At 30.3% G+C, this 21914-nt stretch carries 18 protein-coding genes; 5 read left to right on the top strand and 13 right to left on the bottom strand.

The window, feature by feature from the left end:
- Positions 1–22: 22 nt before the first annotated feature.
- Positions 23–3025: an amidohydrolase family protein gene (locus NAB20_RS10145; RefSeq protein WP_375605077.1), complete on the bottom strand. Its 3003-nt coding sequence runs from the start codon at positions 3023–3025 to the stop codon at positions 23–25.
- A gap of 149 nt (positions 3026–3174) precedes the next feature.
- Here NAB20_RS10145 and NAB20_RS10140 point away from each other — a divergent pair, with 149 nt between their 5' ends.
- Positions 3175–4710, top strand: coding sequence for a YifB family Mg chelatase-like AAA ATPase (locus tag NAB20_RS10140; protein ID WP_105196550.1), 1536 nt, complete (start codon positions 3175–3177; stop codon positions 4708–4710).
- Positions 4711–4938: 228 nt separating this feature from the next.
- Here the strand turns inward: NAB20_RS10140 and NAB20_RS10135 are convergent, their stop codons facing one another.
- From NAB20_RS10135 to NAB20_RS10125, 3 genes are all read right to left on the bottom strand, one after another.
- Complete coding sequence (locus NAB20_RS10135) at positions 4939–6165, bottom strand: Glu/Leu/Phe/Val dehydrogenase dimerization domain-containing protein (RefSeq protein WP_375605076.1); 1227 nt, start codon at positions 6163–6165, stop codon at positions 4939–4941.
- Positions 6166–6253: 88 nt separating this feature from the next.
- On the bottom strand, positions 6254–6832 hold the full coding sequence (locus tag NAB20_RS10130; protein WP_240668941.1) for a chalcone isomerase family protein: 579 nt from the start codon (positions 6830–6832) through the stop codon (positions 6254–6256).
- A gap of 66 nt (positions 6833–6898) precedes the next feature.
- Positions 6899–7978 (bottom strand): anhydro-N-acetylmuramic acid kinase, encoded by a 1080-nt coding sequence (locus NAB20_RS10125; protein WP_088391716.1) that lies wholly within the window; start codon positions 7976–7978, stop codon positions 6899–6901.
- Between the two features lie 87 nt (positions 7979–8065).
- On the opposite strand from NAB20_RS10125, the gene NAB20_RS10120 reads away from it, so the two are divergent.
- From NAB20_RS10120 to NAB20_RS10105, 4 genes are all read left to right on the top strand, one after another.
- Positions 8066–9205: an acyl-CoA dehydrogenase gene (locus NAB20_RS10120; RefSeq protein WP_127823150.1), complete on the top strand. Its 1140-nt coding sequence runs from the start codon at positions 8066–8068 to the stop codon at positions 9203–9205.
- A 280-nt stretch (positions 9206–9485) separates the two neighbouring features.
- The gene (locus tag NAB20_RS10115; protein ID WP_088391720.1) at positions 9486–10346 is read left to right on the top strand and encodes an AraC family transcriptional regulator; all 861 of its coding nucleotides are present in this window, start codon (positions 9486–9488) and stop codon (positions 10344–10346) included.
- 65 nt (positions 10347–10411) lie between these two features.
- Positions 10412–10945 carry a carboxymuconolactone decarboxylase family protein gene (locus NAB20_RS10110; RefSeq protein ID WP_088391722.1) on the top strand — a complete coding sequence of 178 codons (534 nt, stop codon included), beginning with the start codon at positions 10412–10414 and terminating at the stop codon, positions 10943–10945.
- Positions 10946–10968: 23 nt separating this feature from the next.
- Positions 10969–11370, top strand: coding sequence for a DoxX family membrane protein (locus NAB20_RS10105; RefSeq protein ID WP_127823151.1), 402 nt, complete (start codon positions 10969–10971; stop codon positions 11368–11370).
- 257 nt (positions 11371–11627) lie between these two features.
- On the opposite strand, the gene NAB20_RS10100 is transcribed toward NAB20_RS10105, so the two are convergent.
- The 9 genes from NAB20_RS10100 to NAB20_RS10060 all read right to left on the bottom strand — a co-directional run bounded on the left by NAB20_RS10100 (position 11628) and on the right by NAB20_RS10060 (position 21834).
- The gene (locus NAB20_RS10100; RefSeq protein ID WP_127823152.1) at positions 11628–13196 is read right to left on the bottom strand and encodes a hypothetical protein; all 1569 of its coding nucleotides are present in this window, start codon (positions 13194–13196) and stop codon (positions 11628–11630) included.
- Between the two features lie 315 nt (positions 13197–13511).
- The gene (locus NAB20_RS10095; RefSeq protein ID WP_375605075.1) at positions 13512–14363 is read right to left on the bottom strand and encodes an SH3 domain-containing protein; all 852 of its coding nucleotides are present in this window, start codon (positions 14361–14363) and stop codon (positions 13512–13514) included.
- A 57-nt stretch (positions 14364–14420) separates the two neighbouring features.
- The gene (locus NAB20_RS10090; protein ID WP_375605074.1) at positions 14421–15491 is read right to left on the bottom strand and encodes a hypothetical protein; all 1071 of its coding nucleotides are present in this window, start codon (positions 15489–15491) and stop codon (positions 14421–14423) included.
- Positions 15475–17865: a glycoside hydrolase family protein gene (locus NAB20_RS10085; RefSeq protein ID WP_375605073.1), complete on the bottom strand. Its 2391-nt coding sequence runs from the start codon at positions 17863–17865 to the stop codon at positions 15475–15477. The genes NAB20_RS10090 and NAB20_RS10085 overlap by 17 nt, the downstream gene beginning before the upstream one ends.
- Positions 17866–17883: 18 nt before the next feature.
- On the bottom strand, positions 17884–18675 hold the full coding sequence (locus tag NAB20_RS10080) for a DUF4280 domain-containing protein (RefSeq protein WP_105196285.1): 792 nt from the start codon (positions 18673–18675) through the stop codon (positions 17884–17886).
- 25 nt (positions 18676–18700) lie between these two features.
- The gene (locus NAB20_RS10075) at positions 18701–19750 is read right to left on the bottom strand and encodes a LysM peptidoglycan-binding domain-containing protein (RefSeq protein ID WP_105196774.1); all 1050 of its coding nucleotides are present in this window, start codon (positions 19748–19750) and stop codon (positions 18701–18703) included.
- Positions 19751–20315: 565 nt separating this feature from the next.
- Entirely contained in the window at positions 20316–20546 is a 231-nt protein-coding gene (locus tag NAB20_RS10070; protein ID WP_088391614.1) for a YdcH family protein, read from the bottom strand.
- A 56-nt stretch (positions 20547–20602) separates the two neighbouring features.
- On the bottom strand, positions 20603–21304 hold the full coding sequence (locus NAB20_RS10065) for a sulfite exporter TauE/SafE family protein (protein ID WP_105196806.1): 702 nt from the start codon (positions 21302–21304) through the stop codon (positions 20603–20605).
- 83 nt (positions 21305–21387) lie between these two features.
- Entirely contained in the window at positions 21388–21834 is a 447-nt protein-coding gene (locus tag NAB20_RS10060; RefSeq protein ID WP_105196775.1) for a FixH family protein, read from the bottom strand.
- Positions 21835–21914: the final 80 nt, after the last annotated feature.

Raw genomic sequence — 21914 nt, 5'->3', positions numbered from 1 at the left:
GGGTACAAGAATTGAATTATTACTATTCCATTGTATCACAATGGTATTGTTTTTTTATTTTTTTAACTACTGGTACTGTAAAAGTTCCTTGATTTTTTTCTTGTAGCATTTGATTGATTAACTCTGCTTTTTCTAATTGAATGGATTTTCGGTGTTGTTTATCTTGTTCAGTGTCATAATATATGATCCCTTCAACCATGGTTTTATCTACTTTTGCATATATTGATAATGGGTTATTATCCCATAAAACTAAATCAGCATCTTTACCTATTTTTACACTTCCTATTTTATGATCTAGATGGAGTAATTTAGCGGGATTTAATGTAACCATTTTCCAAGCATCTTCTTCTGAAACTCCTCCGTATTTAACTATTTTTGCGGCTTCTTGATTTAATCGTCTTGACATTTCTGCATCATCTGAATTAATTGCTACAAGTACTCCTTGTTTATGTAAAATTGAGGCATTGTATGGAATGGCATCATTTACTTCATATTTATAGGCCCACCAATCAGAAAAAGTAGATGCTCCTACCCCATGTTGTTTCATTTCATTAGCTACTTTGTAACCTTCTAATATATGGGTAAAAGTGTTTACTTTAAAATTAAACTTTTCGGCTACTCGCATTAGTGATAAAATTTCAGATTGAACATACGAATGACAGGAAATAAATCGTTTTTTATTTAAAATTTCGGCTATTGTTTGTAATTCAAGATCTATACGTGGTTGTTTTAATTTACCTGATTTTCCTTGTGCATTATACAATTTCCAATTTTGGTCATATTCTAATGCTCGAGTAAAATAATCTACGAATACTTGTTCTACTCCCATACGTGTTTGTGGAAAACGAGTTGGATTTGAAATATCCCAGTTGGATTGTTTTACATTTTCTCCTAAAGCGAATTTGATGAACTGGGGTGAATTTTGAAAAATCATTTCGTCTGGTGATAATCCCCATTTCCAACGTACTATGGCTGAGCGTCCCCCAATAGGATTGGCTGATCCATGTAATAATTGTGAAGTTGTTACGCCTCCTGCTAGATTTCTATAAATATTTACATCTTCTGAATTAATAACATCTTCTATTGTAACTTCTGCTGATGAGTTATGTCCTCCTTCATTCACTCCATTAGATATTGCTATATGAGAATGTTCATCTATGATTCCACTTGTTAGATGCTTGCCTTTAGCATCTATTATTTGTGCTGTTTCTTCTTTTATTGATTTTCCTAAAGCTACTATTTTTCCATTTTTTACTAAAACATCGGTTTCTGTTAAAATTCCTTCTTTTTCATTTGTCCAAACTGTTGCATTTTTAAATAGTACATTTTTTGCTTTGGGTTTTTCTTTATTACCATAAGGTAAGTTAGGATAGGTTATAGGAAAAATTTTATTTAAATATTCTTTCTTTTGTTCTTCTTCTTTGGATATAAAGATAGCGGATTGTTTTGCTTCCCAAACCGATTCTGATCCATCGGCTTTTATGACTTTTCCTGTCATTTTTTTAGCATCTGAAACAAAACCTGCTAATCTATGAAATTCTGTTTTAGTGGTATCTACTGTTTGTAACAGGATGTTTACCCAATTATTAGATAGTGTTAATTTGGAATTTATTGTTTTATCTTGATCATTTTTAATTTCTATTTTGGGTGTTTTTATTTCCCCTTCAATTTTCATTTTATAGTTTTCATTTCCAATAGTTAACTGATAATTTCCTCTGATATCTTTTGCTTCTAAATCATTAATTACATATTTCTTACCATTAACCCAATTTTCAAACAAAGTTGTTTTTATATCAAAAATATCTCCTGAAGTAATTAAAAAATTGGCATAAGCTCCTGCTTTTAAACAACCTATCTGATTTTCTTTGCCTAATAAATGAGCTGGAACTGTAGTTAAGGCTTCTAATGCTGTGGTCGTATTTAAACCATATTTTATTGCCTTTAACAAATTGGTCTTAAAGTCTTCTAATTTCTTTAATTTATCTGTTGTTAAAGCAAATACAATACCGTTTTCGTTTAATATTTTAGGGTTTAAGGGTGCTTGATTCCAAAAACGTAAATCGGCCAATTCTATTTGGTTGGCTATATAAGGATCGGATACGTCGTAAGTTTCAGGAAAATGAATGGGAATAATAAATTGGGAATTTGTTTTTTTTATTTCTTCAATACGCTCAAATTCATTTCCTGAACCTTTAAATATATAATTAACGCCTAATTGTTTTCCTATTTTCGCTACACGCAGTGCATTTAATTTGTCTTCTGTAGCAAAAATTTGAATTAATTTTTCATTTTTTATTAAAGCTTCTAATGAGGTATCTTTATATTCTGAATTTCCTTTTTTATACCAATTAGCATCGTAATACATTTGCTTCAAAAGTGCTAAAATCCCCATTAATGACGATGGATAAGCTTGATTAGAAGAGGCACTTCTCATGAGGGCAAAATGATGAGTGGCTGATTTTTCTAAGAAATTATTAATTCCATTTTCATTATTTAAAAAAACTAAAGCACCTGTACCTCTTGCAATCCCGTCTGGAATATGAGTTCCTAACACTCCAAATCCAGCTTTTAAAAATTCTTCTGCTTTTTGAGTATCATATTTGTAAGCTTCAAAAGCATTTTTTTCTGGTTTGATATGTTCGTTCCAATAATATCCTTTCTTTTTGGTATCATATAATGGATTATTATCTTTATACGCATTTAACTTTTCATTGGTTTGGATACCAAAATTGGTATATAAATCAATAAATGAAGGATAGAGGTTCTTTCCTTTTAAATCAATAGTGATAGTATTTTTTGGAATTATTAGATTTTGACCAACTTCCACCACTTTGCCTTCTTTAATTAATAATATTCCATTTTCTATTATTTCTGAAGGTGTAACGTAAATTTTTGCATTAATAAAAGCTATAAAATTAGAAGTTTTGCTTTGAACGCTTTCATTATTAGGAAAATACTCTTGGGAATTTATAGTATTTAACAATATTAAATTAAGGAATAAGCATGCTATAATTTTTTTCATCATTCATGATTTATTTATTTTTGAAAATTAAAAATAACATCTCTATTTAGAGTTTATTTATTAAAATTTTAACATTTATTTAAGAACAAAATTAAATAATAAATGTTTTTATTACTTTTGTCATATATAAGCCATTTAAAATAATATAAGCCATGTTAGTAAAAGTATTTGGAAGTGCCGTATTTGGTGTAGATGCTACTACTATTACAGTAGAAGTAAATACAGAAAAAGGGATTGGTTATCATCTAGTAGGACTACCTGATAGTACCATTAAGGAAAGTTGTTTTAGAATAGCAGCTGCTCTTAAGAATAATCATTATCAATTTCCTGGAAAAAAAATAATTGTAAATATGGCCCCAGCCGATTTACGCAAAGAAGGATCTGCTTATGATTTAACAATTGCAATAGGTATTTTAGCTGCTTCTGGACAAATTAATGAAGCCCAAATAAAGGAATACATTATAATGGGTGAACTTTCTTTAGATGGGAGTTTACAACCTATAAAAGGAGCTCTTCCTATTGCTATAAAAGCTAGAGAAGAAGGTTTTAAAGGTTTTTTCTTGCCAAAACAAAATGCTAATGAAGCAGCTATTGTATCTGATTTGGCGGTTTATGGTATTGAAAATGTACGTGAAATTATTGATTTTTTTGAAAAGAAAATACAACTAGAGCCTACAAAAATCAACACTCGTGAAGAATTTTTTAAAACTATTGATTTTGCAGAATTTGATTTTGCAGAAGTAAGAGGGCAAGAATCTATTAAAAGATGTATGGAAATAGCGGCAGCTGGAGGTCATAACATCATTTTAATTGGACCTCCTGGATCGGGTAAAACTATGTTAGCCAAACGACTACCCAGCATTTTACCTCCTATGACACTAAAAGAAGCATTGGAAACAACTAAAATACACAGTGTTGCTGGAAAAGCTAAGGATTCAGGCTTAATGAATCAACGTCCTTTTAGAGCACCTCATCATTCTGCCTCAAGTGTTTCTTTAGTTGGAGGAGGCAGTTATCCACAACCTGGCGAAATTTCTTTAGCCCATAATGGTGTTCTTTTTTTAGATGAACTACCTGAGTTTAAACGAGAAGTTTTGGAAGTAATGCGACAGCCGTTAGAGGATCGAGAAGTAACAATAGCAAGAGCTAAATTTACCATTACCTACCCCTCTTCTTTTATGCTTGTTGCTAGTATGAATCCTAGTCCTAGTGGATATTTTCATGATTCTAATTCTAAATTAAGTGGCACTGCTAATGAAATGCAGCGTTATATGAGTAAAATATCAGGTCCTTTGTTGGATCGAATAGATTTACATATAGAAGTAACCCCTGTACCTTTTGAAAAACTTTCGGATAATAAACCATCAGAATCTAGTTTTGAAATTAGAAAGAGAGTTTGTAAAGCACGCGAAATTCAGAGTTTAAGATTCGAAAAATATGATCATTTACACTACAATGCTCAAATGACAACAAAACAAATAAGAGAATATTGTCTTTTAGATGCCGATTCTATCCATTTATTAAAAACTGCTATGGATCGTTTAAACTTATCTGCTAGAGCTTATGATAGAATTTTAAAAGTGTCTCGCACGATTGCCGATCTTGAAAATTCAGAAAATGTCCAAGCGGATCATATAGCGGAAGCAATACAATACAGGAGTTTAGACCGAGAAGGCTGGCTTGGGTAATATTTTACAACTAAAAAAGAGAATATTCAAAAAATTATGATATTCTCTTTTTACATAAATCTATAAAAATTAAAACGATTCAAAAAGTTGAAATCTTATTATTTTAATTCAAAAATCACCTTACTTTAATCAGTAAAAGGAAATTTGAAGAAGCAAGAAACAAAACAATTCGTATTGCATTTAAATCTTATTTCTTTTTAAAATATTATTTTTTAAAGACTATAAAAATTATACTAATTGCTTTAAGGCTATTTCAAAAGCTCTTGCACTTATATTCTTTTTATCAGAACTTGAATCAAATGTTTTTTGGATAGCCGTTTTAATAACATCTGAAGTATCATTAAAAATAGCTTCGTCTGTCATTTGTACTTTTCGTTCCATGAAATAAGCAAAAACGCGAGCCATTCCACAATTTGAAATAAAATCAGGAATCAAACTTATTTTGCTATCTGTTTCCTCCATAATAGGACCAAAGAAAATTTCTTTATCGGCAAAAGGAACATTAGCTCCACAAGAGATTACTTCTAATCCTGATGTTATCATGTTTTCTACTTGTTCTTTTGTAACTAAACGAGAAGCGGCGCATGGTGCAAAAATTTCAGCTCCTATAGTCCAAATTTCTTTATTAATTTCGGCAAAAGAAAGCATATTATTTGCTACTAATTTGTTGCCATCTTTATTAAGAAATAACGTTCTAATTTCTTCAAAAGTAAAACCGTTTTTATTAATAAGCCCTCCTTCTCTATCTATAATTCCTACAATCTTGGCTCCCATTTCTGCTAAATAAAAAGCAGCGGCTGATCCCACATTTCCAAAACCTTGAACAATGGCTTTTTTACCCGCAACATTACCTCCATAAATATCATAATAATGTCTTACGGCTTGTGCAACTCCGTAACCTGTAATCATATCAGCTACGGTATATTTTTTATGAATATCTGGCGAAAAAGTTGTGTTTTCTATAACTTTTACAACTCCTTGACGTAATTGTCCAATACGATTGATTTTATCTGCTTCAGTAGGCTTAAAATGGCCATTAAAAACACCTTCTTGTGGATGCCAAACACCGCATTCTTCGGTCATTGGTATTACTTCATGAATTTCATCTACATTTAAATCACCTCCAGTACCATAATAGCTTTTCAACAAGGGAGATACGGCTTTATACCAACGTTGCAGGACTTCTTTTTTTCTTGGATCATTTGGATCAAAATTAATTCCTGACTTTGCTCCACCTATAGCTGGTCCAGAAACTGAAAATTTAACCTCCATTGTTTTAGCTAAAGATAAAACTTCATTCATATCTAAACCTTTACGCATACGAGTTCCTCCTCCTGCAGCCCCTCCACGCAATGAATTAATTACAGTCCAACCTTCTGCATCTGTTTCTGGATCTTTCCAATGAAATACGACTTCTGGTTCTTTATTTTCAAATTTCTTTAAAAGCTCTTTCATATTATATATTAATTTTAGATGTGTATTTTATGAAAAAAGTTGTGCAAATGTAATTATTTTGCACAACTTTTTTCAAGGACTTATTCTTTTAATGTTTTCCTAAAAGTTCATTCTTTAAATCTTCATCTGCTGGTTCATCTGATAACCAAATACCAAAAAGAGCTTTTTTAAAGTCTTTCCCTTCTACTTTACCTTTTAATTTTTCATTTTTAGTAACTGTAATAGCTTCTTCTTTGGGATTATAAGATAATACATACACATCTCCTTTCACTATTTCTTCCGAAAGCAATGACTTAAATTGGTTAATTTTAGGCATCATGGCGTTTAATTTTTCTCCACATGATTTTTCAAACCCTTTTTCCATTGCATTAGTTAGTTTACGAGCTGTAACCATTTTTGAAATTATTTCAATACGAATAGCCATATCTGTTTCACTATCCATAATCACGTGTGGATCTTGAGATAAAGCAGTTAAGTATAAAGCTTGTACATATACATCAACCCAAGCCTTTGATCGAGTTCCAAATCCATTTAATTGAATTTTTTTTCCTCCATTTACCTCTATAGTTCTGGGAACTATTACGCCGTCTGTTTCAAATTGTGTTTGCGCATTAGAGATAAAAGCGGTACACATTAAAGCAAGAAAAAATAACTTTTTCAATTTCATAATTTTCAATATTTTAGGGTAATACAAATGTACCACATTTAAATTTTATTCCAAAAAATGATTGCTTTATTCTGATTTAATCTTATATATGTAACCTGCCGAATGATCTTCTGAAGCGCCTGTTACACTGGAGAGTACATTTATTTTATTTTCTAATTTTAAAACGCCTAAAAATGCAAAAATTAATGCTTCTTTAAACTCAATTATTTTTTGATCAGGAATTAAAACTTTTATATTAGGATTATTATTTCTGATTCTTTCAATTAAATAATCATTATACACTCCTCCTCCCGTAACTAGCATTTTCCCTGATTTATTTAATAATACATTTTTAATTTGAACGGCAATATGCTCTGAAAATGTGCATAAAATATCTGGAATACTTAAACCTTCAAATTGTTTGATAATCGGTAATATTTGACTTTTTACATATTCTATTCCTAAAGATTTAGGAAAAGGTAATTGATAATAGGCTAATTGATTTAACTTCATTAACAAAGAATGATTAATAGATCCAGATCTAGCCATAGCTCCTTTGTCATCAAAGTTATTTCCTGTTTTTTCTGCAAAGAAATTCAAAACCGTATTTACTGGAGAAATATCAAAAGCAATTCTTTTATCTAATAGTTGAAATGAAATATTAGAAAATCCTCCTAAATTCAAACAATAATCAAAATCTGAAAACAGAATATGATCTCCTATGGGAACTAAAGGGGCTCCTTGTCCTCCTTTATTAACATCTTGAACTCTAAAATCACACACTACCGTCTGCTTAACTAAATGAGCTATCATGGGTAAATTACCTATTTGTAGGGTAATACCTTTTTCTGGTTGATGTAAAATAGTATGCCCGTGTGAACAAATAGCATCTACATTATTTAATTGGTATTGATTTATAAATTTATTAATGATAGAACTTAGATATAGCGTATAATCCTCATTTAACTTTTCTAAATCTTGTTGATTATAGTTTACAGCTAATTTTAACCTTAATACCCACTCTTGGTCATAAGGTACCGTTTCTACTTCTAATATTTCAAATTTCCAAGTTTGATCTTCTTCTTTGAAAAAAATATGGGCTAAATCAACCCCGTCTAAAGAGGTGCCCGACATAACGCCTATAACATTAAAAAACTTTTTTTCCATAACCTGCAAAAATAATCAAACTTATTGGTAAATTAGTATAAATAACTATATTTGAAAACTTTTATAAAACAAAAACACAAAAATACAATGAACTTTAATTTAAGCGAGGAACATTTAATGATTCAGCAAGCTGCAAAAGATTTTGCTCAGGTTGAATTATTACCAGGTGTTATAGAAAGAGATGAACATTCTATATTTCCAACGGAACAAGTAAAAAAAATGGCTGAACTAGGCTTTTTAGGTATGATGGTTGATCCTAAATATGGAGGAGCAGGTTTAGATAGCGTTTCTTATGTACTGGCTATGGAAGAAATAGCTAAAATTGATGCTTCTGCAGCTGTAATCATGTCCGTAAATAACTCATTAGTATGCGCAGGTTTGGAAAAATTTGCTAGTGAAGAGCAAAAAATGAAGTATTTAGTTCCTCTTGCTAAAGGTGATGTTATTGGTGCTTTTTGTTTGTCTGAGCCTGAAGCTGGTTCAGATGCTACTTCCCAAAAAACGACGGCAATTGACAAAGGAGATCATTATTTATTAAATGGTACTAAAAACTGGATAACAAATGGTGGATCTGCTTCTACCTATATCGTTATTGCTCAAACAGATGCTGAAAAAGGACATAAAGGAATCAATGCTTTTATCGTTGAAAAAGGATGGGAAGGTTTTTCTATAGGCCCTAAAGAGAAAAAAATGGGAATCAGAGGTTCTGACACACATTCTCTTATGTTTTCGGATGTAAAAGTACCAAAAGAAAACCGTATAGGTGAAGATGGTTTTGGTTTTAATTTTGCTATGGCTGTTTTAAATGGTGGACGTATTGGTATTGCTTCTCAAGCTTTAGGTATTGCTTCTGGTGCTTACGATTTAGCATTAAAATATTCACAAGAACGTGTAGCTTTCAAAAAACCAATTTTCCAACATCAAGCTATTGCTTTTAAATTAGCAGATATGGCTACCCAAATTACTGCTGCAAGAATGCTTTGTTTAAAAGCTGCTTGTGAAAAAGATGCAGGACAAGATATATCTCATTCTGGCGCAATGGCTAAATTATTTGCTTCAGAAACTGCAATGAATGTAACAATAGAAGCAGTTCAGATACACGGTGGTAACGGATACGTTAGTGAATATCATGTAGAAAGAATGATGCGTGATGCTAAAATTACTCAAATTTATGAAGGAACTTCTGAAATTCAAAGAATTGTTATTTCTAGAGGTTTAATAAAATAATTTTATCCTATATAAAAAAGAATGCCGTTATACACTGCACTCAAAAACATCAATTAGTTTATAATTGCTTTAATTAGAATATGAGCTCGATAAGTTCGAGCTCATACTTTTTATATTCAATTTCATTCTTCATTCATATCTTCCAATTGCTTTATTAAATATATTACCATTATATAAGATATAATAAAGTCTTTCTTTTAAACGAACTATTTTAATTATATTTGAGTTTGTTTTTTTACACATTAAAGCCACTAAAAACTTTATTAAAGAGCTCTTTCTAATGATATATAGCGGATTAAATAATGAATACATAGAACTAATAAACCTCCATACTGGCAGTTTATTAACATTAGACAACACTTTGTCTTATCCTCTTTTATTTATATGGATAAAAAGTGACCAAGCGGATTTTTCTTATGAAGGAAATACTTTAAATCTTGCTAATAATACTATTTTATGTCTTACATCTTTTCATAAAATTGAAATTGATCATTTAGAAGCAGCAAGGGTTATAAAATTTAATCGTGAATTTTATTGTGTTAAAGATCATGACAGCGAAGTAAGCTGCAAGGGATTACTCTTTTATGGAGCTAATCAATTACCTTATTTTCAAATACCAGAAGATGAAATTGATAAATTTGAAACGTTATGGCAAATGTTTTTAATTGAGATGCAATCAAAAGATAGTTTACAATTAGAAATGCTTCAAATGATGTTAAAAAGATTTATTATTCTTTGTACACGCATTTACAAATTACAACAAAACTTATTTAAATTAGAGACAAAAGAAATTGATATTGTTAGAGAATTTCATTTTTTGGTAGAACAACATTTTAAACAAAAACATACCGTAAAAGAATATGCCAGCTTATTAAATAAATCAGCAAAAACACTGGCTAATATTTTTTCACAAGTTTCCAAAAAAAGCCCTTTACAAATCATTCATGAAAGAAAACTTTTAGAAGCCAAAAGAATGCTTAGGTATACTGATAAGGCAGTTAAAGAAATAGCATACGAACTTGGCTTTGAAGATATACAATCATTTAGTCGTTTTTTTAAAAAATCTGAAAAAATCAGCCCTTCTGAATTTAAAAACTCATTATTGGGAAATATTGCCAACTCATCGGGAACGAAAACCTAACCCTTGATCTTACTATTACCTGATCTTTGCATTGTAATTATTCCAATAACATAAAAAATAAAACAATGACAAAGTTTACAATTCCAACTCGAGAAGAAGTATCAGAAAACAATCAAGTAATTTTTGACAATCTTCAAAAAAACTTAGGTTTTATACCTAATTTATACGCTTATTACGCAAAAAATGAAACCGCATTAAGCGATTATCTTACTTTGCAAAATAGAAAAAGTACACTTAAGGCAAAGGAAAGAGAAGTAATCAATCTTGTAACAAGTCAAATTAATGGATGCCGTTATTGTCTATCAGCCCATACTATGCTAGGTAAGATGAATGGTTTTACAGAAGAGCAGGTAATAGAACTTCGTAAGGGTTTTGCTTCTTTTGATCCTAAATTAGACGCTTTGGCTAAATTTACCGCTTCAGTAGTAGAAAATCGTGGTAAAGCAACTGAAACAAGTAAAGCCTCTTTTTTTGCTGCAGGCTATACAGAAGCCAATTTAATTGATCTCGTTATTATCGTAGGAGACAAAATAATTAGTAATTACCTACACAATTTAACGGAGTTTGCCATTGACTTTCCAATTGCATCTGAACTTTAATTAACTTTTAAAATTTTATCAAAATGAAATCGGGAAATTTAATCATCAGAATAGCCTTTGGTCTATTATTTATTTGGGGCGGACTTGAAAAATTATTTGAAGGTTTTTTAGGAGGTGTAGGTTTACAAAATATGGCTAATTTTTTAAAATCTACTGGTTGGAGTTTTTTAGGCCATAAAGGAACTTTTATTTTAGCCCTTATTTTAGCTTTATTAGAATTAATTGCTGGTATTTTTCTTATTATTAATAAAAAACTTTTTTATTCTTACAGCTTTTTATCACTTGTGATGTTTATTGCCCTAGCGACGGTTCATATACCATCAGGAAATTGGATGAATATTATGATTCATATTACTTTATTAGGTACTTTATTAGGTCTCGGCATAAATGAATTTGATAATAAAATTTTTACATCTAAAACATAAAATTTTTATTAGCCTTACTAAAAAAAATGTATGACAGCAGACTTTATAACAAATTCCGCATTATATTTTGTGATAAAAAAGTAAAGTCTAAGAAAAAAAATACTTTTTCTTAGCTATACAACTCGTTTTGAGACTGTCTAAAAAATGCACTGCACCAAAAAGTTAGATACTATTTGGGGTCAGTGTACTTAGACAGCCTCTTACTTATTTTGATACAATTCTTGATTTGTACATAGCTTTTTTACCATCTTTAGTCTCTACAAAGCACCAGTCTTCTTCATCAAAAAATGCGTATAATTGGCCTGCTTATTAGAAATAAAATCATTGGCTATTCTCAATACTCTCATAAAAGCCCTAATCTTAGCTTCACACTCACATTTTTTTCCTATTTCAAAATAAGACCCCTCTTTTTTCAAAAATTCCCCTTCGTGTTTTTTAACGTTACCCTGGCATTCTGCCTGTAGCCATAGGTATTCGGTCGGTACTTTGTAGGTGTCGAAAGTGATTTTTTCGCCTTTGTCATACGAGACATTTGCCAATGATTTTACAATATCCTCAGCTTTAGAAAATTTTTTATTTTTAGCTAATTCGTCTTTTATTTTTTTAATAATTACGCCAGCAACCGTTTTTTTCTTGGCATCAGTACTAGTGTCATTTTTACCTCCAAAAGTATATGTATACTGTCCGTCTTTTATTCCAGCCAGTTTTTCTTTCCACTTTTTTAAATCCTCATCAGATTTTGGGCGTAGCTTAATTTTTATTTTAGCTTCTCCTTTTTCTACTGTAGCTTTTAATGTGGTTAGTTCTGCACCCTCTTTTTTCGCTTCTTGAACGGGTAAATCGGCAGTTTTAGCTATTAAAATTTCTTCTTTTTCTTTTATTTTAATGTTTACTTCTTTCCCATCTAGCAATACGGTTTTTGCTACTACATATATTTCTTCTTCTAGTGGAGCATTGTTGATTTTAACAAAATTCGCCCCTAGCTTATAGACGTCAAAAGAGATTACTTCATTTTTAGCATAAGTAGTTTTAGTTAAAGCAGCTTTTATATCTTCTAGTTTCGAATATTTTTTATCTTTCTTTAGGTCTGCATCTACTTTTTTCTTTATGATAGTGGCAATTTTGTCTTTATCTATATTTTTGTTCTCGTTTTTAAACGTATATTGCTGTTTACCTGCTTTTTCGGTGGTTTCCTTAGTGAATTCTTCTTTAGCAAAATAGGCATCAATTAGAGCTTCTATTTTTGGAACGTCTGTTTTAGAATCTTCTACTTTAGTCTTAGTAACGTTAGTAGGAACATCAATTTCAATTTTATCTGGTTTTACTTCGACTTTTTCAACTGCGCTTGGAGGAGTATTTTCTTTAGGTGGATTTCCTTTTAGTTGATCTTCTTCTACTTTTTTTATTTCCTCTGGTGAATATACATTGAAATTACTTCCTGCAACATAGTTTGATTTTAGCGTTGCTACCGCTGTTACATAGTATTCGTGTGTTTTACCTTCGCCGCCTTTGCCAGCGTGCGCCTTTGCGATTACTTTAAAATCTGGTTTTAGGGTAAACTCTACAATAGCTAGGCCTTTTTCACCAACTTTTCCCATAGCTTGAGCGACAAGATTATATTTGTTTTCTTCACTATGTCCACCACCTTCTGCATCATCTTCCCACATTTTGAATAAAATTTTTTCTCCGACCATTCCAGTGGTATAGGCTTTTGCTTTTACTTTGCGCCCGTAAGGTAGGTCTTTAGTGAGTTTATTATCATTTATATCTGTCATTTCTACTCGTAAAACCTCACGTTTTTCGGCAGAAACTACTTTTACTTTCATTGCACTGGCATTGTCCAGCTCTGGTTCGTGGCTATATGCCACAATGAGATAGGTGTTTCCTACAGCACCTTCTTGAAAGCGGAAATGTCCTTGCTCTTTTTCTAGGATTTTTTCCCAATTGCCTTTGTTATCGTGATATGCTACCCATTTTACGTGTGCTTCATTGCGTTCGTTTGCAGGTGTTGCATCATACCAGCTTGATACTTTGTAATCTGTCCATTCGCCTGCTTTTATGGTACTGGGTCCTGTGATTGATTTTAGTTTTTAGTTTGTCAAGGAACGTACAACAAAAAACGGCATTACGGCCGTTTTTATTTATTTTGATACAATTCTTGATTTGTGTACATAGCCTTTTTTACCATCTTTTGTCTCGATATAATACCATCCTTTTTTGCTTTCCTCAACATCTTCTTCAATACATTTAAGAACTATTATATGTTCATTGGTATTTATTTTTGTTATAATATCTGAATTTGAACTTGGCTTACTTCTTAGATTTGAATAACCATCTTTGTCAAAAATCATATTTGAATTAAATTTTTTATTTAAAAGAATAATTATTTCATCTATTTTTGACTTTTCCTTTATGTAAAAGTTTTCGTTTTCTTTTACATCTCTTTCAATTAGAAGTTTTTGTTCAGATTTTCTTTCGTTTGCCATTTCTATATTTGTCAAATTGACTATATAATTATTTGCAATAATAATTTTCACAGCATTAAAGTCTTCATTTTTTATTGCTTCTTGCATAATTGAATCAAGATAGTTTTCTAATTTGAATTTTTTGATAAAATAGTCTAGCCATTGACTATTTACATAGTATTGTGAATCAAAATAAGTGGAATTGTTAATTAAAATTTTTAAATTCTCTGGATCGAAATCTTCAATTGGAATACTGTTTTCAAATTCAGATAATTTTTTTTTAAATTCTTTTTGTTCTTCATTGCTTGGATTAACTAAATCGCTTGGAGTAAAATTTATTTGAGATCCTTCATTGAATAAATTGCCAAATTCTATTGAATTTTCTTGATTTTCTAAACTGTTACTTTCTTGATTATTAAGTTTAGATGTGTCTTCCTTATTTGAATCGTTAAAATTATTTGTTATATAATTATCTTTTTTGCAAGAAAAACACACAACTATTAATGCTAGATAAATGAATTTTTTCATTGGTTTTTACTTTGTCAAGAATGTTGAGAAAAACGGTTTTAAGCCGTTTTCTATTATTTAAATTTTAGATAAACTTCCATCAGAGTTTAATTTATAACTTTCTATTTTTTTATAAATCTTGGAAAATCTCATTTCGAAAATATCTATACTTAGATTTTTATTTAAAGTAAATGTTTTAGCAGTATAAGTCAGATCTTCGGGTGCATCACCATCTAATTGAATTCCTATCATTTGTTTAGAAATCAGTATATTGTTTTTTACATTTATCATTAAATGATTTAAAAAATATTCTTCTATATCATCACGAATTTGAATTATGTATGTCTCGAAAGATAACCCACCATTATCAATATGATAAATTGCATAAGGTTTGTTCTTGTTGATTTTTTTATTAATTAAACTAGTGACTAAGTTCAATTCATTACCTTGAATTTGAGGATATCTTTTATCACATTCAGCATTATTTTTTAAGTAACAGTCATTTGTGTATTTTTGATAATCAAATGGGAGAGATACTAGATTATTTGAATTGTTGTTATTGCTGGATTTTTTTCTGAAAGTTATTAAGTAATCAGAGTATTGTAAAATTAGATAGCCATTAGTAAAAACGGCAATACCACCCTCCATAAAAAAATCCTTAAAGGGATACTTTTGAGAATCTTCATAACTCACTTCAATATAATCAACTTCATTTTGTATGTTGATTTTGTAATTTTTGGACAGATAGTCAGAATAATATTTGTATATATAATTTTGACCAAATAAATTTTTCGAATTTGATTTATTGACAGTAAATTGGGCTTTAATATTATTTATAATGATGTTATTGTCAGTAATATTAATTTTTATCGATTTCAATCTTGATACAATTGAATCTACAGTTTTGTTATTAGATATTTGTTTTACTTCAATTAATTCAAAGTTTTCTTTTTTTTCTATTAAATCATCAGAAGTACTATCTTTTTTATCTTCATTAATTGGTAAAGTATTTGTTATTTCTGTATTTGAAATAACATTCTCTTTTTCTAAACCATTTTTAGAATCAGTCTTACATCCTGAAACTAGGAATAATAAGTTGGTTAAATAAATAAATAAAATCATTTTTATAAGTTTAATGTGTTGAATCATATATATTATTTTTAAACATTTTAATTTCTGCATTTCTTCTTTTTACTAAACCAGAAGTTCCTCCATTTGTGACATCTTTCATTTCATTAGCTCCTGCTTCATATTCTTTATTATTTATATTTTTTTTAATTTTTGTCTCACCATCATTTTTGCCACCTGTATTTAAAAAATTTTCCCCAGTGTTAAATACTAAACTTACTAAAGCATCATATTCATATTGATATAGAGGAGCAGTGATGTCTCTTTTTACGGAATTTTCGAATTTTTTTAATCTAAGCTCAAATAATTCATTTGCTCTTTCTTTGGTTATTCCATTTTTAAATTCATCAGGAATTGTAATATCCTCACATTTTTTTCTTTTTATTAAATGACCATACCCAATAGTACAATATCCTTCAGAATCATTATAAGCCTTAGGCTCAAATTTTTCCCAATCTTTTATGAATTGTTTGCCTTTATCCGATAGTTTTAGGGTTTTAGGATCAACTCTTTCATTCGAGTCTTTTTTTTCAGCTTCTGGGTTACCTTGAGGTGTAAAACTTCTAAAACAATTACACAAATCATTTAATCCCATTTCTCTTGCTAATTGAACTATGCTCTTACCATTTAAGGACTGACTATTTTTACAAAAATATTTATCTTCTAAGTAAATTGCATCAAATCGTCTAACATCAAAATGAATCCAACTAAAAGTATGATCAAATCTAACACTCCCATTTTTTTTATATAACAAATCAATTGGTTCAATTGAAAATTTATTTGGATTTGTCCAATTTTCTTGTCCTCCTAAATATTTTATATAAAATTCATCCCTAATTTTTCGCAATGTTTCCAAATTCTTTTTTTGTTCACCTCTGATATTCCAATCCCCTTTACTAAACTGAATATCAATTGCTTTTCCTTGATGATTTGTTGTTGTGTAATTTTTAAATCTACATCTGTATCCAGATGAAATTAAATCTAGAGAATAAATAGTTTGCTGGCTGAAATAAAATTTTAAAGTTTTTAAACCAAACAATAAGCTTCTATGTATGCCTGGATATTCATAATTATGATTTGCTTCATTATGAGGTTTTTTTTTATATGTGCCTTTTCCAGTATGATCACCAAAACCATCACAAATATTTTTTTCTTTAATTACTCTTAATTTAGAACTAGCTTGTCTACCTTTGGTTGAACAACTACATTTTAATTGGTTCCAAAAAGGCACACCTATATCAAACTTAGTAGAAAAATCATCAATCGCCCTCAACACATTACCACAAACCTTACCTGTCTCAGGAACTTTCATATAATCCCGTTGAAACTGTTTAATCATTTTTTCGGTGCGGTCTGTAAATTCATCAGTCGGGACATTTCCGCCAAAACCCGCTAAACGAATATTAATTTCTCGTATGAGTTCACTCTTGTCTCCTTTTTTAATGCAATATCTTTCACCACAGCTTGTACCTGTAGTGGAAGCCTTCTCCACTTTCGTTTTCCCCACAATAGCGGGGCTTTTTCCCTCCGGGATTTCAATGGTGTGGGGTTTGTCTCTTAGGGCAGTTCCTTGGGTTTCTACCCAATCCCATATTTCACCTAAGGTTTCGGAAATAGGGTTTAATAAGCCACTTTCCTCTTTCTTGCTTTTTGGTTTTTCTTCAGCTGGAGAACCTTTGGCTTTTTTTATTCCCGTAGACTGAGAAGGGGGTTTATTTTCTGTAGGTAATGGATTTTGTATATCTACGTTTGTTGTTGTGTGCTTTTTATTTTTGTAATATTCTACTGTTACATAAAACTCTAGTTCTCTTATATCTGCTTCTCCTTGCATGGCTTTCTTCATCAAGGCTTTGGTTAGCATAAAGTCTACTACAACATTACCATATAAATCTACTTTTGCCTTCTTTGTATCAATGAGTTTGTTAGAGGCATTGTGTCCGCTGCCTTTTGCGTCGTCTTCCCATAAAGTAAATAAGATTTCTTTGTTAAACATATTTACACAATGCGCTTTGGCTCGTAGTTTTTCTGTAAAACTAAAAACACTTCCTTTACTATCGTCTACATAGGTTAGGTCTACTTTACATATTTTGGGGATTCTGCTGGCTTTGGGGGTTATGATTAATCCGCCTCCTTCGGGTTGGTATAAATAGGCTTCTAATCGATAGGTTTCTCCTGCCGAAGATTCGCCAAAGGTAAAACTGCTGTCTCCTTTTTTCTTAACATGGGTGGTGGTAAATCTTCCATCGCTTCTTTTTTTGAATAGCTCCCAAGTAACGTTGGCTTTTTCTCTTTCAGATAAGGGGGTATTGGGGTACCATTCGGATATGTGGTAGGTCATTTTTTCGCCTACTGTGGGCGAGGTTACGCCTGATATTACGGATATCCCTTTTTTCATTATAAATCTGTTTTTTTATTACCAAATTTCATTATTATCACTGTTAATTTCTTCTTGAAATTCTTCAAAATTCAGAATGGGGTTGTATAGATGTTGTTCGTGTGGATTGGCTTTTTTAACTTGGTTTTTACTGGTTTGACTTTCTTGTCCGTGTTTTAAAATGGTAATTTTACCGCCTGTACTGCACATTAACTCGGATATTTCGGTGACGCATTTTTTGTCTAAAATTTTTACTTTATCATAGGTTTTAGTCCATTTCCCTGCGGCTGCAAAGGAGCAGGGTAAATACCCTCCGGAGCTGGGTTTTAGTTTACATTGTCCAAAGGGTTGTGCTGTTGGATTTAGTTGTATATCTTCTTCTGTTACGGCCAAGTAATCAGACTTGCCTTGGGAATCATTCCAATAATGTTTGGTATGACTGGTTACTTTAAAGGATGGAAATTGAAACCCTTGGTTGCACTGACATTGTCCTTTTTGTACGACAAAGTGCTTGCCTTCGTGTGGAGTGGAGCTGGAGGAGTCAGAACTTGGACTTGTTTCTTTTTTTGCTACTTCTTTGGAACTCTGGGATACTGCTACTTCTGTTTTTGTATCGTTGTTCTGTGGGGCATTGTTTTCTTGCTTTTCTTTTATATAAGGGGCTTCTTCTGCTATTAGAAGCTCTTTTCCTACTACGACTTCTGAATCTAATAAGTCTTCTAAAGGACAATATATGTTGTGAAATGCGCGAAGGCTGGCTCCGTCTTTTATAGCAAATTTCTCCGCTAGGCTATTGAGTGTGTCGCCTTTTTGTACTCTATATTTTTTCATATATAGACTGGTTTAGTTTGTTTAGTTAATTTATTTTTAAGGTATGCTTTAGATATATTTCTTGGTTATTTTCTATCTTAAGTTCGGCTTCTACTTTTAGTAATTGTTTTTCTTTTTTGGAGGTGTAATAAATAAAAGTTATACTTCCTTGCCAATTTGATAGATCTTCTTCTTGGGTATCTATTGTATTATGGGAATATTCTATAATTTTTTTACGTAATATTTCTTCAAATGTGCTCCCTTCTTCATAATTTGATGTAACAATTGTTTTTATATAGTCTGTGTTTTCAAAATTATGTTGTGTTATAACTGCACTTTCTACGTTATACGAATTGGCTTGATAATAAAAAAAATCATTTTTTTCTTCTTCACTAAACCAACTCATATTGGGAAAAAGGACTTGGTATAATAAGGTTGAACAATAACTCTTTAGAATTTTTTTTCTATCTGTTAGAGTTTTCTCAAACTTATCAATATATGCTTGATTTATTTTTCCTGAAAAATAAGTTAAAAGGTCTAATTTTCTTTCTTTAAATTTGTTTATTATTTCTTGATGATTTTTTATGTTTATTATCTGACCTCCGGAATTTATTATAAATTCTATCGGATATATTGTGTTCATACAAGCTATGGCTAATGTAGAAATCTTATCTTCTGGGGTTTCTTCTTCTTTTTGAAAATAGCTGTTTGCTAACGATACTATGATTCCTTCTTTTTCTCTTGTGGTTTTTAGGGTCGCCTTATAACTTACTGTAAAGGGAGCTTTTGCTGATGATTCTATTGTTTCTTCTATATTGTAACTGGGTTTATAAAAATTATGAGGTAAGTAGTGTAATGGTAGACTGTTAAGGGTCTGATTTTTTTTTTCAAACTCTTTAAACTCTTGGATTTCTTGTGAGGAAGGTAATAGGATTGCACTAATTCCTTTTAGATGATTCTCTTCTATTATTTCTTTTAGATCGCAATAGGTATTATGATATTGTCTGAGTGTTTGACTACTGATTCCTAATTTTTGTGCTACAGATTCTAAGGTATCTCCTTTTTTTACAATATGCATTGACCAACTAATATTCATCTCGTTTTTGTTTGTTTTTTAGCGATAAAACAGAAATGTTTTATCAAGTTGATTTGTATTTAAAATCTTTTAATGGAAGATGTTCTTTTATTTTAATAGTCTTGTATTGAAACTGTTTGTTAGCCATATTTATACTTGTATTAAAACATGTTATTGTGTCATAAATTTACATCTTCTTCAATTGTGTTTTTTTACCCTATATAGCTTGTTTTTTTCATCAAGACATTGTTTTCAATTTTATATTTATTTTTTTTACAATAAATATCAAATTTATCATTTTAAATTACAAAATAATTATATTTTGTTGTTTTTTATGGAAAATTTTATTTTTACCCTATTTATTACCGTATTGAATGTAATCGTATTTTTTGTTTAACCTAATCAATAGGAACGATAGGAATGAATAGAGGAAATTGTTTATTGGATAAAATTATAGTAGAACTATTTTTTTATTCAAAGCTATGAGAACTGTTTTTTTATAACTTTTAAAATTTATTTTTTTGAATGTTTTTTTGAAATAAAATAAAAAAGTGAAAATCTTAAACGATTTTCACTTTTTATCTAATTAATTTTTCAGCATCGAAAAAATTTCATCTTTTAAAAATAACATTTTAGCTTTTAACTCGTGCATGTGTGCATCTGTAGTGACTTCTGCTCCAGAATTGTATCGGTGAATTTCATGTTCTACTTCATGGTATTCATCAAATAGTTTTCTAAAATGATTGTCTTTTGTTTTTAAATCATGAATTTTTTCAGTGAATTCAGGGAATTCGTTCAGTAGGTTGTGTCTTTCCATTTTTGCTTATATTTAAATTATTATTATAATTCTATATTGATTTTTCTTTATCTCTTTTATTTACAATGTGGTGTGCTTTGAATTAATAAACTCATGGTACTGGGAGATAAAAAAGGGATATTTAATCCTAATCCTCTAAAAACAAATAATATTCCCACTCCAATAACTGCTATGGGTATTATTTTTTGAATTTTACTTCGTATAGGGATTGTTAATAAATTAGCCGTGTATACAACTGTTGCCATCATCGGAATGGTTCCTATTCCGTACAAAGTCATATATAGGATACTTAAATGAATTTTTTGCATTGCAATCGCTCCAAAAAGTGCTACATATACTAATCCACAGGGTAAAAATCCGTTGAGTAAACCGATCATAAAAATAGAGGGATAGCTTTTCTTTTTAAATTGCTGTCCCAATGACGATTTTAATTTAGTTAATATTGTTAAGATGGGCTTAGACAAATTATATTGGGCGAAGACTTTTTCTGGAACTAAAACTATTACTATCATTAAAATGCCAATCATAATTGACATTTTTTGCTGAAAACCAGCAAGAAAAAGCCCTCTACCCAACAAACCAAAAAACAATCCTAATAAAATATAGGATATGATTCTTCCTATATTATAGGTTATAATTTGTATAACTTTTGTAAGTTGATTAGTTCTATCAACTGGCAACATCATAGCAATAGGTCCGCACATACCCACACAGTGCAAACTGCTAATTAAACCTAATATGAATGCTGAGTATATCATTTTTTTATGATTAGCAATAACCATATACCTATTATTTTAAAACTATTATTTAGTAGTTTATGGCATACGATTATTGTTTGCTATTATAAATTTACTTTCTCTTTATTCAAATATTTGTTTCCTTGGTATTCCCAGTCAATAGTAATGTCCCAACGACCGCCAATCAGCTTGGTTTTAGGTATGAGCAAATTGGAAGAAGATAACGATATGGGCACATCGAAATCTAATTGCTGATTAGACGGTCTATAAAAGGACACCTTACCTATTATATTTTTGTAATCAAATGATTTTGGAAATTTTATTATAAGTCCTTCTTTTTTAATTTCTAAAATAACCTTTTCGTTTAGATTGAGAGCATTTTTTTCTTTATCTAATTGATCTTGGTATCCTATTTCTTTTTTATAATATTCTTCTGTAACCATTTCATGATCGTATTCTTTTGTTCCTTGTACTTTAAATACAAAGTATAATATGAATGTGATAAATAACCCAAATGCTATCACAATTCCTGTTCCCCAATTTGCTTTCATAATTCTATTATTACATACCTTTTTTTTAACTCAATAAAACCATTTTATCCATTTTTATGTCATCTTTTTGTTTTATTAAA

Source organism: Flavobacterium davisii (genome assembly GCF_042182265.1).
Lineage (GTDB): Bacteria > Bacteroidota > Bacteroidia > Flavobacteriales > Flavobacteriaceae > Flavobacterium > Flavobacterium davisii.
Note: the sequence above shows the minus strand (reverse complement) of the source record. Positions and strands in the feature narration are given on the sequence as shown.

What these genes read in the sequence shown, in the direction of transcription:
- NAB20_RS10115 (WP_088391720.1), top strand. Translation starts at nt 9,486, where the DNA reads ATGATATATAGCGGATTAAATAATGAATACATAGAACTAATAAACCTC.
- NAB20_RS10060 (WP_105196775.1), bottom strand. Translation starts at nt 21,834, where the DNA reads ATGAAAGCAAATTGGGGAACAGGAATTGTGATAGCATTTGGGTTATTT.
- NAB20_RS10135 (WP_375605076.1), bottom strand. Translation starts at nt 6,165, where the DNA reads ATGAAAGAGCTTTTAAAGAAATTTGAAAATAAAGAACCAGAAGTCGTA.
- NAB20_RS10125 (WP_088391716.1), bottom strand. Translation starts at nt 7,978, where the DNA reads ATGGAAAAAAAGTTTTTTAATGTTATAGGCGTTATGTCGGGCACCTCT.
- NAB20_RS10120 (WP_127823150.1), top strand. Translation starts at nt 8,066, where the DNA reads ATGAACTTTAATTTAAGCGAGGAACATTTAATGATTCAGCAAGCTGCA.
- NAB20_RS10110 (WP_088391722.1), top strand. Translation starts at nt 10,412, where the DNA reads ATGACAAAGTTTACAATTCCAACTCGAGAAGAAGTATCAGAAAACAAT.
- NAB20_RS10095 (WP_375605075.1), bottom strand. Translation starts at nt 14,363, where the DNA reads ATGAAAAAATTCATTTATCTAGCATTAATAGTTGTGTGTTTTTCTTGC.
- NAB20_RS10105 (WP_127823151.1), top strand. Translation starts at nt 10,969, where the DNA reads ATGAAATCGGGAAATTTAATCATCAGAATAGCCTTTGGTCTATTATTT.
- NAB20_RS10130 (WP_240668941.1), bottom strand. Translation starts at nt 6,832, where the DNA reads ATGAAATTGAAAAAGTTATTTTTTCTTGCTTTAATGTGTACCGCTTTT.
- NAB20_RS10090 (WP_375605074.1), bottom strand. Translation starts at nt 15,491, where the DNA reads ATGATTCAACACATTAAACTTATAAAAATGATTTTATTTATTTATTTA.
- NAB20_RS10140 (WP_105196550.1), top strand. Translation starts at nt 3,175, where the DNA reads ATGTTAGTAAAAGTATTTGGAAGTGCCGTATTTGGTGTAGATGCTACT.
- NAB20_RS10085 (WP_375605073.1), bottom strand. Translation starts at nt 17,865, where the DNA reads ATGAAAAAAGGGATATCCGTAATATCAGGCGTAACCTCGCCCACAGTA.
- NAB20_RS10080 (WP_105196285.1), bottom strand. Translation starts at nt 18,675, where the DNA reads ATGAAAAAATATAGAGTACAAAAAGGCGACACACTCAATAGCCTAGCG.
- NAB20_RS10075 (WP_105196774.1), bottom strand. Translation starts at nt 19,750, where the DNA reads ATGAATATTAGTTGGTCAATGCATATTGTAAAAAAAGGAGATACCTTA.
- NAB20_RS10100 (WP_127823152.1), bottom strand. Translation starts at nt 13,196, where the DNA reads ATGAAAGTAAAAGTAGTTTCTGCCGAAAAACGTGAGGTTTTACGAGTA.
- NAB20_RS10070 (WP_088391614.1), bottom strand. Translation starts at nt 20,546, where the DNA reads ATGGAAAGACACAACCTACTGAACGAATTCCCTGAATTCACTGAAAAA.
- NAB20_RS10065 (WP_105196806.1), bottom strand. Translation starts at nt 21,304, where the DNA reads ATGATATACTCAGCATTCATATTAGGTTTAATTAGCAGTTTGCACTGT.
- NAB20_RS10145 (WP_375605077.1), bottom strand. Translation starts at nt 3,025, where the DNA reads ATGATGAAAAAAATTATAGCATGCTTATTCCTTAATTTAATATTGTTA.